We start from the raw sequence: 14,280 nt of genomic DNA, 5'->3' as shown, positions 1-14,280 counted from the left end.
CGGCCCCCGACCGCGGAAAAGGTTCCCGCAGCCGGGGGCGTTACCCGTCCCGCCGGGGGAAGCGGGACGGGGGTCACACGTTGCTGCCCTTGTGCCTCACAGCACCCGGGAAACGGCAGCCATCCGGTTTGGCACAGGGGCGAGCTCAGGAACCTTGGGCGTCAAGCTCCCGGTAGGGGTTGCCCTCCTCCGGGGTCACCCGCCAATAGGTCTCGACCATGGCCTTGTACTGCCGATGGGCCGGATTCAGGCCCGTGTGTTTCAGCGCCCAGACCTCCACAGGCTCAGGGGAATCGTCCGACGCCGGCGCCTCTGCCCCGCACTCCATGCACAGGGCGGAATAGATGGACTGCGGGGCACCCTCACCGGTTTCCGGACCCAACGCCCATTCAACCGCTTTGATGATCGAGCGCGTCACAGTTCCCCCCGACTCCGCCTGTTCACTTCCGCCACCCGGGCGCGCAGCCTCGCATCCGTCCTCGCCCGGCAACGCGGGCAGGCGCAAGGCGGGAACCTGTCGAAGAGTTCCGGTACATCGGCAGGTTTGACGGTCCGCAACGGCCGGACCTGAGTACGGACGCCTGTTCGCGGGTTGATCCGATAGACCTCGATCGTCATCGTCACCGGGCATCACCCCAGGAATTCACCCAGGGTCCCGCCCATGCCTGAGCGTCCGTGCGGCCGGTCCTGGCTGAAACGCCCAGATGTGCCACGTAGGACCGGACAAGTACGCCCGCCGACGTCCAGGCTTCCTCCGCCTCCCCGTCACGAAGCGACTGCGCCCGCGTCTGCGGTGGCGTCGGGCGCCCTTTCATGTGGAGCCGATGCACGGTGACCAGCCGAGCACCCAACACACATGGGGAGAGAGGGAATTGCGCCCTTCGGGGCGCCACGGAGGCCACTGCGCGTCGGCTGTGCCTGCCGGAAGTACGCGGTCCGAACAGGATCGCTCTCAGCCAGTCGAGCAACTGCGTGATAAGCATGGGTCGTCGACGCTCCTCGTAAGCGTTGGCCATGCCCCGGGGCCGTTCGCGCGGTCGCCGGGGTCCTTGCGTCTGGTCATGCTGACGTGCCCTCAAGGAGCTTTCGGTGCAGTTCTGGTGACACCTGAGGCGTTTCAGCAGTAACGTAGGAAAACGCCCAAATGTCTTCGGGGGGAGTCTTGAACAGCGCACTGAGATCGGCTATGCAGTCGGCCAATCTGTCGCCCAGACAATTAGCGGTACGGGTAGGCGTTTCCGGTAAGACCGTGGAACGGTGGGTGGCGGACGCCGAACTGATCCCGCATGCCAGGAATCGGGAAGACGCCTGCGAGGCGTTGGGAGTTGACGAAGAGATGCTGTGGCCGAAAGCGGTGAAGGACCGGATCAAGTCCGGCGGGGACCGCGAAATCATCCACTCCTACCCCTACCGTTCCTCCTGCCCCTCGACGGTCTGGGCCGAACTCGTCGAGAAGTCCACGACGGACATCCTCTTCGCGGGGTACACCAACTATTTCCTCTGGATCGACCAGCCCGCGTTCGTGTCGACCCTGCGCCGGAAGCTCGACAGCGGGTGCCGTGTGCGTTTCCTGCTGGGCGACCCCGACGGCGAGACGACGCGCAACCGCGAGCAGATCGAAGACGTGGCTCTCACTGTCTCCACGCGTATCCGAATCACGCTCGAACACCTGGACAAACTCGGTGCGCACGAGGGCCTGGAAGCGCGTTTCTCCACGGCGAGCGACGCGGCCAGTCACGTCTCACTGTCGGTCTTCCGCTTCGACGACGAGGCGCTTGTCACGCCCCATCTGGCCCGACTGGTCGGACACGACTCCCCCCTGCTGCACCTGCGGAAGCTCGGCGGTGCCGGCATGTTCGCCCGGTTCGCCGAACATGCCGAAGAGTTGTGGTCAAAGGGGGTGCAGACAGGCCCTCGAGCCTAGCCGCCATGCCCGACATCACCTGGGAAGCCCCCTTCTGCGCCGAGGGCAACAACTGCTTCCGCATAGGCACCGACCTCCAAGGCAACGCCTACATCGCCGTCGCCGGCCAGGAGGACCACTACCTCACCGACACCCGCGAAGCCCTTCAGACCCTCATCCGCGACATCAAGTCCGGCAAGGCCGACCACCTTCTCTAGATGATCAATTTCAAGGGTGCGATCGAGCGCTGCATCTGGCTGGCCGAGGGCTTGAATCGGCGGCTCGTCGCGCCCCAGCAGTTTTGTGTGCTCCCGTCGGCTGATTCTCACTCCTCCTGAGTGATGACATGGATGCGCCCGGCGGTTGACGCCCGTGGGGACAGTGGTGAATGAGACTTGAGCTCCGTTGCTTGAATGGGGAGTTCAAGTGAATCGATGGGATCGGGCCGGGCGGGTCGCGGCGTACGGGGCAGCGCTGGCGCTGACGCCCTACCTGCTGATCAAGGTGTCGTGGGTGGTCGGTTCGCTCTTGGGGCTGCTGCCGGTCGGGACCGGATTCGGCAAGGCGGAGTGGGTGGTGCTCAACAGCGCCACGATCGGTATGGCAGGGATCGGGATCGCGGTGGCGCTCGCGCTGGTGCGGCCGTGGGGGATGCGCATACCGGGGGCGCCGTTGGCCTTCTGCGCTTGGGTGGGGACGGGGTTCCTCGTCCCGGTGCTGCCGTACGCCGTTCTCAGTTCGCTGCTGAGCTCAGAGGATGGCAATCCGAAGAGCGGGGGTGACGCCGACCCGTCGATGCCGGTCTGGGAGGCCGCGCTGGTTCAGATCGGGTTTGTAGGGATGGGGCTGGGTCTGGCCGTCGCGCTGCCCGCGTACTTGCGGCGGCGCTGGCCGGACGCGTTCGCGGGTCGGCTCGGCGACCGTGGGGAGGGTTCACCGAGGGCGCTGCCGTGGATGACGGTGGTCGGCGCCGCAGTCGGTCTCATCTGGCTGTACTGGGCGGTGGGCGGCACCGCAGGGGTCGCCCACCCCGGCGAGCGGGACCTCGCTTGGCGTGTACTGTCCGGCGTCTTCGGGCTCTGGGCGTTCGTGGCGTCCGCCGCCACCTGGGCTGCCGTCCGAGGCCGGCCCGCACGAGTCCCCCGATGGGGCCCGATGGTGTTCGGCTGGCTCGGCTCGGGCTCGTTGTTCGCCTGGAGCGGCTGGAAGCTTCCGTTCACCCTGTACCTGGCGGTCGCGCAACCGGCCGATGCGACCCTGCCGGAGAACCTCGCGCTCGCGGCGGTCCTGCACCTCGCAGCGGTGGGGGCGGGCGCCGCGATGCTGCGAGCGCTCGTCCATACGCGGCTGGTGTCATCGAACTCGTAGCCGACCCGCCCAAGACCTTTGTGCGACGAACGACCTGGACACCCTCGAACATCCCGCCGCTCGTCGCCGCCCGCGAGCTCCGGCCTGCCCCGTGCTCAGCCCGGGCCAGGCTCCGGTGTGGCGAGGCGGGCCGGTGGAGGTAGGGGTGTGTTGTGGGGGCCGTGGGTGATGGCCTGGACGATGTAGGCCGCGAAGCGGCGGGATGCGGCTGGGCGGGCGGTGGGGGAGGCCGTCTGCAGGCCCTTGTTGGCCAGGAGCATGAGGATGAGGTCGTCCGGTACGAAGTCGGGGCGCAGCCGTCCCGTGCGCTTCGCGCGGCCGGCCAGGTCGGCGATCGCCTTGAGCATGTGGCCGTGGCCGACGGCCGCCGTGAAGGCCCGGGGGTAGGCCGACAGAAACGCCTCGGTGAAGCCCCGGTCCTGTGCGTGCAGTACGCAGATGCGCTCGATGACCTGGCACAGCCCGCGCCAGGGGTCGGGATCCGCGCAGGCCTCGTCGATGATGTCCCGGCATGCCCGCAACTGGTCCTCGAAGGCGGCGGTGACCAGTGCCTCCTTCGTTGGGAAGTGCCGGTACAGCGTGGCCGGTCCGACGTCGGCGCGGCTCGCGACCTCCCGCATCGGGACGGTGAGGCCCTCCACCGAGAACAGCGCCCTGGCGGCGTCGAGGAGCCGGTCGCGGTTGTCGCGGGCGTCGGACCTCAGGGCGTGAGTCACTTTCCGGGGCATGCTCTCACTTTAAAAGAAACGGACGGGGGCGTCCGTTAGCGTCCGGAACGGAACCCACCTGGAGGAGAACACTGTGAAGGCCGTGAAGATCCGCGCGTACGGCGCCCCGGAAGGGCTGACCGTCGTCGACCTGCCGACTCCCTCCCCGGCCGAGGGGGAGGTACTGATCGACGTCGAGGCGGTGGGGGTCGCCGGCGCGGATGTGGTGATCCGCAGGGGGGACCTGGCCGCCTACGGCTTCGAACCGGGGTTCGTCCCGGGCAGCGAGGTAGCGGGCACGATCACGGCCGTGGGCAAGGGCGTCGACGCGTCCTGGACCGGCCGGCGGGTGTGGGCCTTCACCGGTATGGGAGGCGGCTACGTCGAGCAGGCGTGCGTGCCGCTCGACCAGGTGCTGTCCCTGCCCCAGGGCCTGGAGCCGGCCGACGCGGTCACCCTCGGAAGCTCCGGGGCGGTGGCCCACTTCGCCCTGGAGCACGCCCGTTTCACGCCCGGCGAGGCGGTCCTGGTACGCGGGGCGGCGGGCAGCATCGGTGTCCTCGCCGTGCAGTTGGCGGCCCGTACGGGCGCCTCCGCGGTGGCCGTGACCACCTCGTCGGCCGAACGCGGAGAACGCCTGCGCCGGCTGGGTGCGACGCATGTGCTGGACCGTTCCGGGCGCGGCGGCCCCGACGCCCCGGAGGGCTACGACGTCATCCTCGACGTCGTGGGCGGCGACGGGCTGCCGGAACTGTTCGACCGGCTCCGCCCGAACGGGCGCCTGGTGACCGTCGGCGCGGTCGGGGGGCCACCGCCCGCGGACTTCGGGATGACGCTGATGGCGCAGTTCCAGCGGTCGCTGTCGTTCGCCACCTTCAGCGCCGCCACGGTTCCCGCGACGGATCTGCGGACCGTGCGCGAGGACCAGTTCGCGGCCGCGGCACGGGGCGAACTCGTCACGGTGACGCACGACGTTCTCCCGCTGGACCAGGCGGTCGTGGCGCACCGGAGGATGGACGCCGGTGAGGTCTTCGGCCGGATCGTGCTCACGCCCTGACCCTTCCCGCCCGCCTTCACCCACCCGAAACGGAAAGGACGCCCCATGTCCGCACCAGCACCCCCCGGCCCCGGCACCACCCTGCGCGTCGACGTGTGGATGGACTTCTGCTGTCCCGCCTGCTACCTGGCCGAGCCACGGCTGGACAAAGCCGTGGCGGCCGAGGGCGGAGCCGCGAGGATCACCGTGGTGCGTCACTCCTTCGAGCTGCTGCCCGACGTCGACGACACACGCGTCGACTCCTTCGGGTACGTGCTGCACAAGTACGGCGGTGACCAGGCCGCGGCCGAGCGGCACGAGCGGGGCATGGCCCGCCTCGCGGGCGACCAGGGCCAGGAGTACCGGCTGCACCGTCCGAGCTCCAACGGCTTCCACGCGCACCGCTTCCTGCGCCTGGCCCAGGCGCACGGTCAGGGCGACGCCTTCTTCGTCCGCCTGCAGCGCGACCTGTTCACCGAGGCGGTCGACATCTACGACACCGCCTACCTGGTGGAGACCGCCACCCGGCTCGGTGTTCCGGCCGAGGAGGCCGAGGCGACGGCGAGGACGGACGCCTACGCCGACGCCGTGCGCGCCGACCGGCGCACCGCTCTCCAGGCAGGCGTCACCGGCGTCCCCTTCACCGTGTTCGACCACCGGCTCGCCATCCCCGGCGTCGCGACCGCCGACGCCTACCGTGACGCCCTCCGTGCGGCCCGACAGGACAAGGAGCAGACCGTATGAGCACCGGCTCCCAGCCCTTCACGATCCTCGACGTCCCCACCGACGCCTTCTGCGATCCCGACACAGGGGTCTGTGCCGTACCGCTGCCCGCGATGCCACCACCGGCCGGGGAGGCGGACCCGTCGGAGCACGGCGAAGGGAGCCGGGACGGCCGGGAGCCCGTCTGACCGCTCCTGGCCGTCCGCCCGGCAGCGGATGTCTCGTGGACGCCGTCGCCGCGGCCACCGCGGCGCTGTGCACGCCGCCCGTCCGCCTCGTGACGTCCGACGGATCGCACATACCGAAGCCGTGTGCCGCCGCTCCGGACCTGCCGGGACAGCCCTCGACCGGCGTCATCACGGTGTGAGTGAGCACCGCGGTGAGCACGGGTGGCCCCACCGCTCAACGGCTCGGGACCACCCCCTCGGGCGGTACCGCCTAAAAGACCGACTCCGCCTCGTCCATCCGGTCCTTCGGGACCGTCTTCAGTTCGGTGACCGCCTCCGCCAGCGGCACCATCACGATGTCGGTCCCCCGCAGGGACGTCATCTTGCCGAAGTCGCCCCGGTGCGCCGCCTCCACCGCGTGCCAGCCGAAGCGGGTGGCGAGGACGCGGTCGTACGCCGTCGGCACGCCGCCGCGCTGGACGTGGCCGAGGATGACCGGCTTGGACTCCTTGCCGAGCCGGCGCTCCAGCTCGTACGCCAGGGCCGTGCCGATGCCCTGGAAGCGCTCGTGGCCGAACTTGTCGATCTCGCCCTTGCCGTAGTCCATGGTGCCGTCGGCCGGGTGCGCGCCCTCGGCGACGCAGATCACCGCGAACTTCTTGCCGCGGGCGAAGCGTTCCTCCACCATCTTGACCAGCTGGGCCGGGTCGAAGGGGCGCTCGGGCAGGCAGATGCCGTGGGCGCCGGCGGCCATGCCGGACTCCAGGGCGATCCAGCCCGCGTGCCGGCCCATGACCTCGACGACCATCACGCGCTGGTGGGACTCGGCGGTGGTCTTGAGGCGGTCCATCGCCTCCGTCGCGACGCCGACCGCCGTGTCGAAGCCGAAGGTGCGGTCGGTGGAGGAGATGTCGTTGTCGATCGTCTTCGGGACGCCGACCACCGGCAGGCCCGCGTCCGACAGCATGTGCGCCGCGGTGAGCGTGCCCTCGCCGCCGATCGGGATCAGCGCGTCGATGCCGAAGTCACGGATCATGTCGGAGGCGTTCTCGCAGGCCTCGCGGAGCCGGTCGCGCTCCAGCCGGGACGAGCCCAGTATGGTGCCGCCGCGGGCCAGGATGCCGCTGACCGCGTCGAGGTCGAGCGTGCGGTAGCGGCCGTCGAGCAGGCCGGAGTAGCCGTCCTCGAAGCCGATGACCTCGTCGCCGTAGTTGTCGACCGCCCGGTGCACGACCGACCGGATCACTGCGTTCAGTCCAGGGCAGTCGCCGCCTGCGGTGAGTACTCCTATGCGCATCGTGCCGAGTCTCCTGGTCGCTGTCGATACCGGTGAGTCAGTCCCGATTCTTTCACGTCCCCCGGGGCCCCGCCGACGCCCTACAGGTGGGCGTCCTAGCCAGCGCCGGAGGTATTGTCAAGAGGGGTCCGCTCACCTGAGTGGGCGATTTTTTGCGGCCCCGCCGAAGACCCTTGCGGCCTCGACGAAACGGAGAGCGCGCGTGACCCGCAGCGTGTACGTGACCGGTATCGACCGCGGCGACGGCCGCCAGGTCGTCGAACTCGGGGTCATGGAGCTCCTGACCAGGCAGGTCGACCGGGTGGGCGTCTTCCGTCCCCTGGTGCACGACGGGCCCGACCGCCTCTTCGAACTGCTGCGCGCCCGGTACCGGCTCACCCAGGACCCGGCGACCGTCTACGGCCTGGACTACCACCAGGCGTCCGCCCTCCAGGCCGAGCAGGGCACGGACGAGCTGGTGTCGACCCTCGTCGACCGGTTCCACCGGGTCGCCCGCGACTACGACGTCGTCCTCGTCCTCGGCACCGACTACGCCGACACCCAGTTCCCGGACGAGCTCAGCCTGAACGCCCGGCTCGCCAACGAGTTCGGCGCCTCGGTGATCCCGGTCGTCGGCGGCCGCAAGCAGACCGCCGAGTCGGTGCGCGCCGAGACCACCAACGCCTACCGCGCCTACGACGGCCTCGGCTGCGACGTGCTCGCCATGGTGGTCAACCGGGTCGCCCGCGAGGACCGGGACGACCTCGCCGAGCGGCTCGCCGGCCGGCTGCCGGTGCCCTGCTACGTGCTGCCGGACGAGCCGGCGCTGTCCGCCCCGACCGTCTCCCAGATCGCGCACACCCTCGGCGCGAAGGTGGTGCTCGGCGACGACTCCGGGCTGGCCCGCGACGCCCTGGACTTCGTGTTCGGCGGTGCGATGCTGCCGAACCTCCTCGCCGCCCTGACGCCGGGCTGTCTGGTCGTCACGCCGGGCGACCGCGCCGACCTGGTCGTCGGCTCGCTGGCCGCGCACAGCGCCGGCACCCCGCCGATCGCCGGGGTGCTGCTCACCCTGGACGAGGTCCCGGCCGAGCACATCCTCACCCTCGCCGACCGGCTCGCCCCCGGCACGCCGGTGCTGTCGGTGCCGAGCAACAGCTTCCCCACCGCCGAGCAGCTCTTCTCCCTGGAGGGCAAGCTGAACGCGGCCACCCCGCGCAAGGCGGAGCGGGCCCTCGGCCTGTTCGAGCGGTACGCCGACACCGCCGAGCTCACCCGCCAGGTCTCCGCGCCCAGCAGCGACCGCGTCACCCCGATGATGTTCGAGCACAAGCTGCTGGAGCAGGCCCGCTCCGACCTGCGCCGGGTCGTGCTCCCCGAGGGCACCGAGGAGCGGGTGCTGCACGCGGCCGAGGTGCTGCTGCGCCGGGGCGTGTGCGAGCTGACCCTGCTCGGTGACGTCGACCAGATCCGCAAGAAGGCCGCCGACCTGGGCATCGACCTGGGCGACACCCAGCTGATCGACCCGGCCACCTCCGAGCTGCGGGACGCGTTCGCCGAGCAGTACGCCGCCCTGCGCGCCCACCGGGGCGTCACCGTGGAGCTGGCCTACGACGTCGTCTCCGACGTGAACTACTTCGGCACGCTGATGGTGCAGGAGGGCCTCGCCGACGGCATGGTGTCGGGCTCGGTGCACTCCACGGCGGCGACGATCCGGCCGGCCTTCGAGATCATCAAGACCAAGCCGGACGCGGACATCGTGTCGTCCGTCTTCTTCATGTGCCTGGCCGACAAGGTGCTGGTCTACGGCGACTGCGCGGTCAACCCGGACCCGGACGCCGAGCAGCTCGCCGACATCGCGGTGCAGTCGGCGGTCACGGCGGCACGCTTCGGGGTGGAGCCGCGGATCGCGATGCTGTCGTACTCGACCGGTACGTCCGGTTCCGGCGCCGACGTCGACAAGGTACGCGCCGCCACCGAGCTGGTGCGCTCGCGCCGGCCCGACCTGCGGATCGAGGGGCCGATCCAGTACGACGCGGCCGTGGAGCCGTCGGTCGCGGCGACCAAGCTGCCCGGCTCGGAGGTGGCCGGTCAGGCGACGGTGCTGGTCTTCCCCGACCTGAACACCGGCAACAACACCTACAAGGCCGTGCAGCGCTCGGCCGGCGCCATCGCCGTCGGGCCGGTGCTCCAGGGGCTGCGCAAGCCGGTCAACGACCTGTCCCGGGGCGCCCTGGTGCAGGACATCGTCAACACCGTCGCCATCACGGCGATCCAGGCCCAGTCCCCCGCCCCGTCCCCGACCGAGAAGGCGACCGTCCAGTGAGCCGCACCCGCGTCCTCGTCCTCAACTCCGGCTCCTCGTCGGTGAAGTACCAGCTGCTGGACATGCGCGACAGCAGCCGGCTGGCCTCCGGTCTGGTCGAGCGGATCGGTGAGCGGACCTCCCTCGTCCGGCACACCCCGCTCGCGGCGGGCGGCGGGACCCGGGAGCGGACCGGCCCGGTCTCCGGCCACGACGCGGCGCTGAAGGCGATGGCCGAGGAGCTGGCCGCCGACGGCCTCGGCCTCGACTCCCCCGAGCTGGCCGCGATCGGCCACCGGGTGGTGCACGGCGGGAAGCGCTTCACCGAGCCGACGGTGATCGACGCCCCGGTGCTGGCCGAGATCGAGCGGCTGATCCCGGTGGCGCCGCTGCACAACCCGGCCAACCTGACCGGCATCCGCACCGCCATGGCGCTGCGCCCGGACCTGCCGCAGGTCGCCGTCTTCGACACCGCCTTCCACACCACGATGCCGGAGTCGGCGGCCCGCTACGCGATCGACGTCGAGACCGCCGACGCGCACCGCGTCCGCCGCTACGGCTTCCACGGCACCTCGCACGCGTACGTCTCCCGGGAGACCGCGAAGCTGCTGGGGAAGACGCCCCAGGAGGTGAACGTCATCGTGCTGCACCTGGGCAACGGGGCGTCCGCCTCGGCCGTACGGGGCGGACGCTGCGTGGACACCTCCATGGGGCTGACGCCCTTGGAGGGGCTCGTGATGGGTACGCGGTCCGGAGACATGGACCCGGCCGTCATCTTCCATTTGATGCGTGTTGGCGGAATGTCCGCCGACGAGATCGACACTCTCCTCAACAAGAAGAGCGGTCTGGTCGGACTCTGCGGTGACAACGACATGAGGGAGATCCGGCGCCGGATCGACGAGGGCGACGAACAGGCGAAGCTGGCGTTCGACATCTACATTCACCGTCTGAAGAAGTACATCGGTGCCTATTACGCCGTTCTCGGACGGGTGGACGCGGTGGTCTTCACCGCCGGGGTCGGCGAGAACGCCGCCCCGGTGCGGGAGGCGGCCGTGGCGGGCCTGGAGGGGCTGGGCCTGGCGGTGGACGGCGGACGCAACGCCGTACGCGGCGGCGGGCCGCGGCTGATCTCGCCCGAGGGCGCGCGGGTCGCGGTCGCGGTGGTACCGACGGACGAGGAAATGGAGATCGCTCAGCAGACATACGCACTGGTCGGAAAGAACAACTGAGCAGGGACTTCCTCATATGTACTTTCCGTCAGACGGAATATTCCGCTGCGAAACAAACCGATAGGATCGCCCCATGCGCCGTTCGAAAATCGTCTGTACTCTCGGCCCCGCGGTCGACTCCCACGAGCAGCTCGTCGCTCTGATCGAAGCCGGCATGAACGTGGCCCGCTTCAACTTCAGCCACGGCTCGCACGCCGAGCACCAGGGCCGGTACGACCGGGTCCGTGCCGCCGCCAAGGAGACGGGCAGGGCCATCGGCGTCCTCGCCGACCTCCAGGGCCCGAAGATCCGCCTGGAGACCTTCGCCGAGGGTCCCGTCGAGCTGGTGCGCGGTGACGAGTTCACCATCACCACCGAGGACGTCCCGGGCGACAAGACGATCTGCGGAACGACCTACAAGGGCCTGCCCGGTGACGTGGCCAAGGGCGACCAGATCCTGATCAACGACGGCAACGTCGAGCTGAAGGTCACCGAGGTCGACGGCCCCCGCGTGAAGTCGATCGTCATCGAGGGCGGTGTCATCTCCGACCACAAGGGCATCAACCTGCCCGGCACGGCGGTGAACGTGCCCGCGCTGTCCGAGAAGGACGTCGAGGACCTGCGCTTCGCCCTGCGGATGGGCTGCGACCTGGTCGCGCTCTCCTTCGTCCGGGACGCCAAGGACGTCGCCGACGTCCACCGCGTGATGGACGAGGAGGGCCGCCGGGTCCCCGTCATCGCCAAGGTGGAGAAGCCGCAGGCGGTGGAGAACATGGAGGACGTCGTGGCGGCCTTCGACGCCGTCATGGTCGCGCGCGGCGACCTCGCCGTCGAGTACCCGCTCGAGAAGGTCCCCATGGTGCAGAAGCGCCTGATCGAGCTCTGCCGGCGCAACGCCAAGCCGGTGATCGTGGCGACCCAGATGATGGAGTCGATGATCACCAACTCCCGGCCGACCCGCGCCGAGGCCTCCGACGTGGCCAACGCGATCCTGGACGGCGCCGACGCGGTCATGCTGTCGGCCGAGTCGAGTGTGGGCGCGTACCCGATCGAGACCGTGCGGACGATGTCGAAGATCGTCCAGGCGGCCGAGCAGGAGCTGCTCTCCAAGGGCCTGCAGCCGCTGGTGCCGGGCAAGAAGCCGCGCACCCAGGGCGGTTCGGTGGCCCGCGCGGCCTGCGAGATCGCCGACTTCCTCGGCGGCAAGGGCCTGGTGGCCTTCACCCAGTCCGGTGACACGGCCCGGCGGCTGTGCCGCTACCGCGCCGCCCAGCCGATCCTGGCGTTCACCACGGACGAGTCGACCCGCAACCAGCTCGCGCTGAGCTGGGGCGTGGAGCCGTACGTCGCGCCGTTCGTGAACAGCACCGACGAGATGGTCGAGCTGGTGGAGCAGGAGCTGCTCAAGCTGAACCGCTTCAGCGAGGGCGACATCGTGATCATTACGGCCGGTTCGCCCCCCGGCGTCCCCGGCACCACCAACATGGTCCGCGTCCACCACCTGGGCGAGGCGACCGGCTGACCGTAAAGGGTCCGGTACGGCACCGAGGGCGTCCCCTGTGGTCTCACAGGGGACGCCCTCGGTATTTTGCGGCTCCCGGGGGGGTCTTGGTGGCGTTCAGCCGGTGGTGATGTACTGCTGGAGCCCGGGGACGTGCAGGGTGCCGCCGAACTGGCCGGCCTGCTTCACCGTCACCTTGGTGAAGTAGATCAGCGGGATGTCGAGCGGCGGCGGGTGCTCCGGGTCGAACGTGATCGGGATCAGTCCGAGCAGGTTGCCGGAGATGCTCTCGGTGTACATCACGGTGTCGCCGTCGCGGATGGTGGACGTCGACCCCTTGGCCGCCTGCACGTGGTGGGTCGCGCCGGACCGCTTGTCCTTGACCGTCTGGTGCAGGTCTCCGATGTCGGTGCCGTCGGAGATGACGTACTTCAGCACCCTCTTGGTGCCGCCGCTCGCCGTCCGCACCTCGACGATGCCCTCGTACGAGGCGCCCTTCAGCAGCAGCGAGCTGGCGTTGAGGGTCCAGGGGTCGTCGGGCAGCAGGAGCTCGTTGTCGACGCCGCCCTCGGCGTCGGTGGCCACCGGGCAGTCCTCGGGGTCGACCGTGGCCGACGCGGAGGGGGTGGGGGAGGCGGAGGCGGTGGCCTCGGGGGGCTCGGTGGCCTCCTCGGCCGTCTCCTTGGTGTCCTCGGCGGCCTTCGTCGCCTTGTCGGTGGTGTCCTCGGCGGTGTCCTTCGCCGCTTCGGTGACCTTCTCGGTGGTCTCCTCGGCGGTTTCGGTCGCGTCCTTCGCCGCGCTCTTCGCCGCGTCCTGCGTGGCGGAGGCGGACGGGGTGGGGCTCGCCTCGGCCTCCTTCTTCTTCGGGGTGAGGACGTCCTTGAGGGCGTCTCCGAGGCCCTCGAGGAGGTTGCGGTCGGTCTTGGAGGGCTCCGGCGCGGGCTCGGCCGTGTCCTCTGCGGTGGGGGCGGAGGCCGAGGGGGCGGGCGCCGGCTCGTCCTTGTCGTCGGAACCTGAATCCGACGAAGAGGACGTGTCCTTGTCCGTGCCCTTGTCCGCCTCGGGCGCCTTCTGCTCACCGGAGGTCTCCGCCGAGGGCTCCTCGTCCGCGGACGCGCTCCCGCTCGCCGACGCGGACGGCGTGGGCGACGCGGAGGCGTCGTCCTTCCCGGCGTTCTCGACGATCTCCAGGCAGGCCTGGTACTCGTCGACGGTCAGGCTGTTCGCCGTCGGCGTCCCGTCGTTGTTGTCGGCGAGGGCCAGCGTCGGCGTGAACCCCATCCCCATGAGGACCGCCGTGGGCATCGCCGCCAGGGCGATCACCTTGCCGCTCGGCACGTGGAACCTGGTGAACAGCGGCTTCTTCGGGGCCGCGTGCCGCGGTCCGCGCACCTCGTCAGCCGACACGGTGCCCCCCTGCGGCCCGGACGCCGTCCGCCTCACCGTCTTCCCCCTTCTCGAAGGAGACGGCCGGGAACTGCGGTGCTGCGGCGGGGTCCTGGGGCGTGGCGTCCGGTGCCGCCTCACCCGTGGGCGCGTCGGCGCCGTCGTGCTCCCCCGCCGCCTCGACCGGCGGCTCGCCCGGCGCCCAGGAGAGGGCGAGCGCCCCGCCGATCAGCGCGAGCAGGAAGCCGATCAGGAAGCCGCCTATGTTGGAGACCACCAGGGACACCAGGGCCAGCAGGATCGCGGCGACACCGGCGAAGACCCGGGTGGCCGACTGGAACCACATGGTCAGGCCCAGCGTGAACAGCAGCACGCCGATGATCAGCGACCCGGCGCCGGCCGTCGTCGCCATGGCGAGCGACATGTGGCCCAGCTTGAGCGTGGCGTAGGGGAAGTACGCGATGGGGATGCCGCCCAGCAGCGTGAACAGGCCGGCCCAGAACGGCCGGGTGCCTCGCCAGTCGCGGAACCGCAGTCGCAGCCGGGTGAAGGTACCGGCGCTCTGGACCGGAGTCTCGGCACTCATGGAAAAAGCTCCCTGGGTCCGGTGGAAGTACGTACCGGCTCGGCCGTAGGCGTGGAGAAGCCGGAAGTGTGGGTCTGTGGGGTGGTCCGGCACGCGGACCGGCCGGGCGGCGGG

General features: G+C 70.3%; 14 protein-coding genes. 9 read left to right on the top strand and 5 right to left on the bottom strand.

Annotated elements, in window-relative coordinates:
• Nucleotides 1-145: 145 nt before the first annotated feature.
• On the bottom strand, nt 146-418 hold the full coding sequence (locus IH50_RS0112745; RefSeq protein ID WP_051767272.1) for a hypothetical protein: 273 nt from the start codon (nt 416-418) through the stop codon (nt 146-148).
• Nucleotides 419-1,144: 726 nt separating this feature from the next.
• On the opposite strand from IH50_RS0112745, the gene IH50_RS37625 reads away from it, so the two are divergent.
• From IH50_RS37625 to IH50_RS0112730, 3 genes are all read left to right on the top strand, one after another.
• Complete coding sequence (locus IH50_RS37625) at nt 1,145-1,924, top strand: helix-turn-helix domain-containing protein (protein WP_420709051.1); 780 nt, start codon at nt 1,145-1,147, stop codon at nt 1,922-1,924.
• A gap of 5 nt (nt 1,925-1,929) precedes the next feature.
• A complete protein-coding gene (locus IH50_RS0112735) occupies nt 1,930-2,121 on the top strand; it encodes a hypothetical protein (protein WP_030860560.1) in 192 nt (63 codons plus the stop codon).
• A gap of 208 nt (nt 2,122-2,329) precedes the next feature.
• Nucleotides 2,330-3,271, top strand: a complete 942-nt coding sequence (locus IH50_RS0112730) for a hypothetical protein (protein ID WP_030860558.1) — start codon at nt 2,330-2,332, stop codon at nt 3,269-3,271.
• Nucleotides 3,272-3,366: 95 nt separating this feature from the next.
• On the opposite strand, the gene IH50_RS0112725 is transcribed toward IH50_RS0112730, so the two are convergent.
• Nucleotides 3,367-3,999, bottom strand: a complete 633-nt coding sequence (locus tag IH50_RS0112725) for a TetR/AcrR family transcriptional regulator (RefSeq protein WP_030860556.1) — start codon at nt 3,997-3,999, stop codon at nt 3,367-3,369.
• 73 nt (nt 4,000-4,072) lie between these two features.
• Here IH50_RS0112725 and IH50_RS0112720 point away from each other — a divergent pair, with 73 nt between their 5' ends.
• Genes IH50_RS0112720 through IH50_RS41600 form a run of 3 tightly spaced genes read left to right on the top strand, consistent with a single transcriptional unit; the run spans nt 4,073 to nt 5,925 of the window.
• Entirely contained in the window at nt 4,073-5,035 is a 963-nt protein-coding gene (locus IH50_RS0112720; protein WP_030860552.1) for a zinc-dependent alcohol dehydrogenase family protein, read from the top strand.
• Nucleotides 5,036-5,080: 45 nt separating this feature from the next.
• Nucleotides 5,081-5,758, top strand: a complete 678-nt coding sequence (locus tag IH50_RS0112715; RefSeq protein ID WP_051767271.1) for a DsbA family oxidoreductase — start codon at nt 5,081-5,083, stop codon at nt 5,756-5,758.
• Nucleotides 5,755-5,925 carry a hypothetical protein gene (locus IH50_RS41600; protein WP_158801197.1) on the top strand — a complete coding sequence of 57 codons (171 nt, stop codon included), beginning with the start codon at nt 5,755-5,757 and terminating at the stop codon, nt 5,923-5,925. The genes IH50_RS0112715 and IH50_RS41600 overlap by 4 nt, the downstream gene beginning before the upstream one ends.
• Before the next feature lie 250 nt (nt 5,926-6,175).
• Here IH50_RS41600 and IH50_RS0112700 read toward each other — a convergent pair whose 3' ends face one another.
• Nucleotides 6,176-7,201 carry an ATP-dependent 6-phosphofructokinase gene (locus tag IH50_RS0112700; protein ID WP_030860548.1) on the bottom strand — a complete coding sequence of 342 codons (1,026 nt, stop codon included), beginning with the start codon at nt 7,199-7,201 and terminating at the stop codon, nt 6,176-6,178.
• Between the two features lie 202 nt (nt 7,202-7,403).
• Between IH50_RS0112700 and pta the strand changes: the two genes are divergently transcribed.
• The 3 genes from pta (at nt 7,404) to pyk (ending at nt 12,215) form a co-directional block, all read left to right on the top strand.
• Nucleotides 7,404-9,506 (top strand): phosphate acetyltransferase, encoded by a 2,103-nt coding sequence (gene pta, locus IH50_RS0112695; RefSeq protein ID WP_030860546.1) that lies wholly within the window; start codon nt 7,404-7,406, stop codon nt 9,504-9,506.
• Nucleotides 9,503-10,714 carry an acetate kinase gene (locus IH50_RS0112690; protein WP_030860544.1) on the top strand — a complete coding sequence of 404 codons (1,212 nt, stop codon included), beginning with the start codon at nt 9,503-9,505 and terminating at the stop codon, nt 10,712-10,714. Before pta ends, IH50_RS0112690 begins: the two co-directional genes overlap by 4 nt.
• Before the next feature lie 73 nt (nt 10,715-10,787).
• Nucleotides 10,788-12,215, top strand: a complete 1,428-nt coding sequence (gene pyk, locus IH50_RS0112685) for a pyruvate kinase (protein WP_030860542.1) — start codon at nt 10,788-10,790, stop codon at nt 12,213-12,215.
• A 96-nt stretch (nt 12,216-12,311) separates the two neighbouring features.
• Here pyk and IH50_RS0112680 read toward each other — a convergent pair whose 3' ends face one another.
• Nucleotides 12,312-13,601, bottom strand: a complete 1,290-nt coding sequence (locus IH50_RS0112680) for a hypothetical protein (RefSeq protein WP_030860540.1) — start codon at nt 13,599-13,601, stop codon at nt 12,312-12,314.
• Nucleotides 13,591-14,166, bottom strand: coding sequence for a DUF6114 domain-containing protein (locus IH50_RS0112675; protein WP_030860538.1), 576 nt, complete (start codon nt 14,164-14,166; stop codon nt 13,591-13,593). The genes IH50_RS0112680 and IH50_RS0112675 overlap by 11 nt, the downstream gene beginning before the upstream one ends.
• Nucleotides 14,167-14,280 lie beyond the last annotated feature (114 nt).

It is taken from the genome of Streptomyces sp. NRRL S-37 (genome assembly GCF_000721605.1).
Classification (GTDB): Bacteria; Actinomycetota; Actinomycetes; order Streptomycetales; family Streptomycetaceae; genus Streptomyces.
This window is presented reverse-complemented; position numbering and strand designations above follow the sequence as displayed.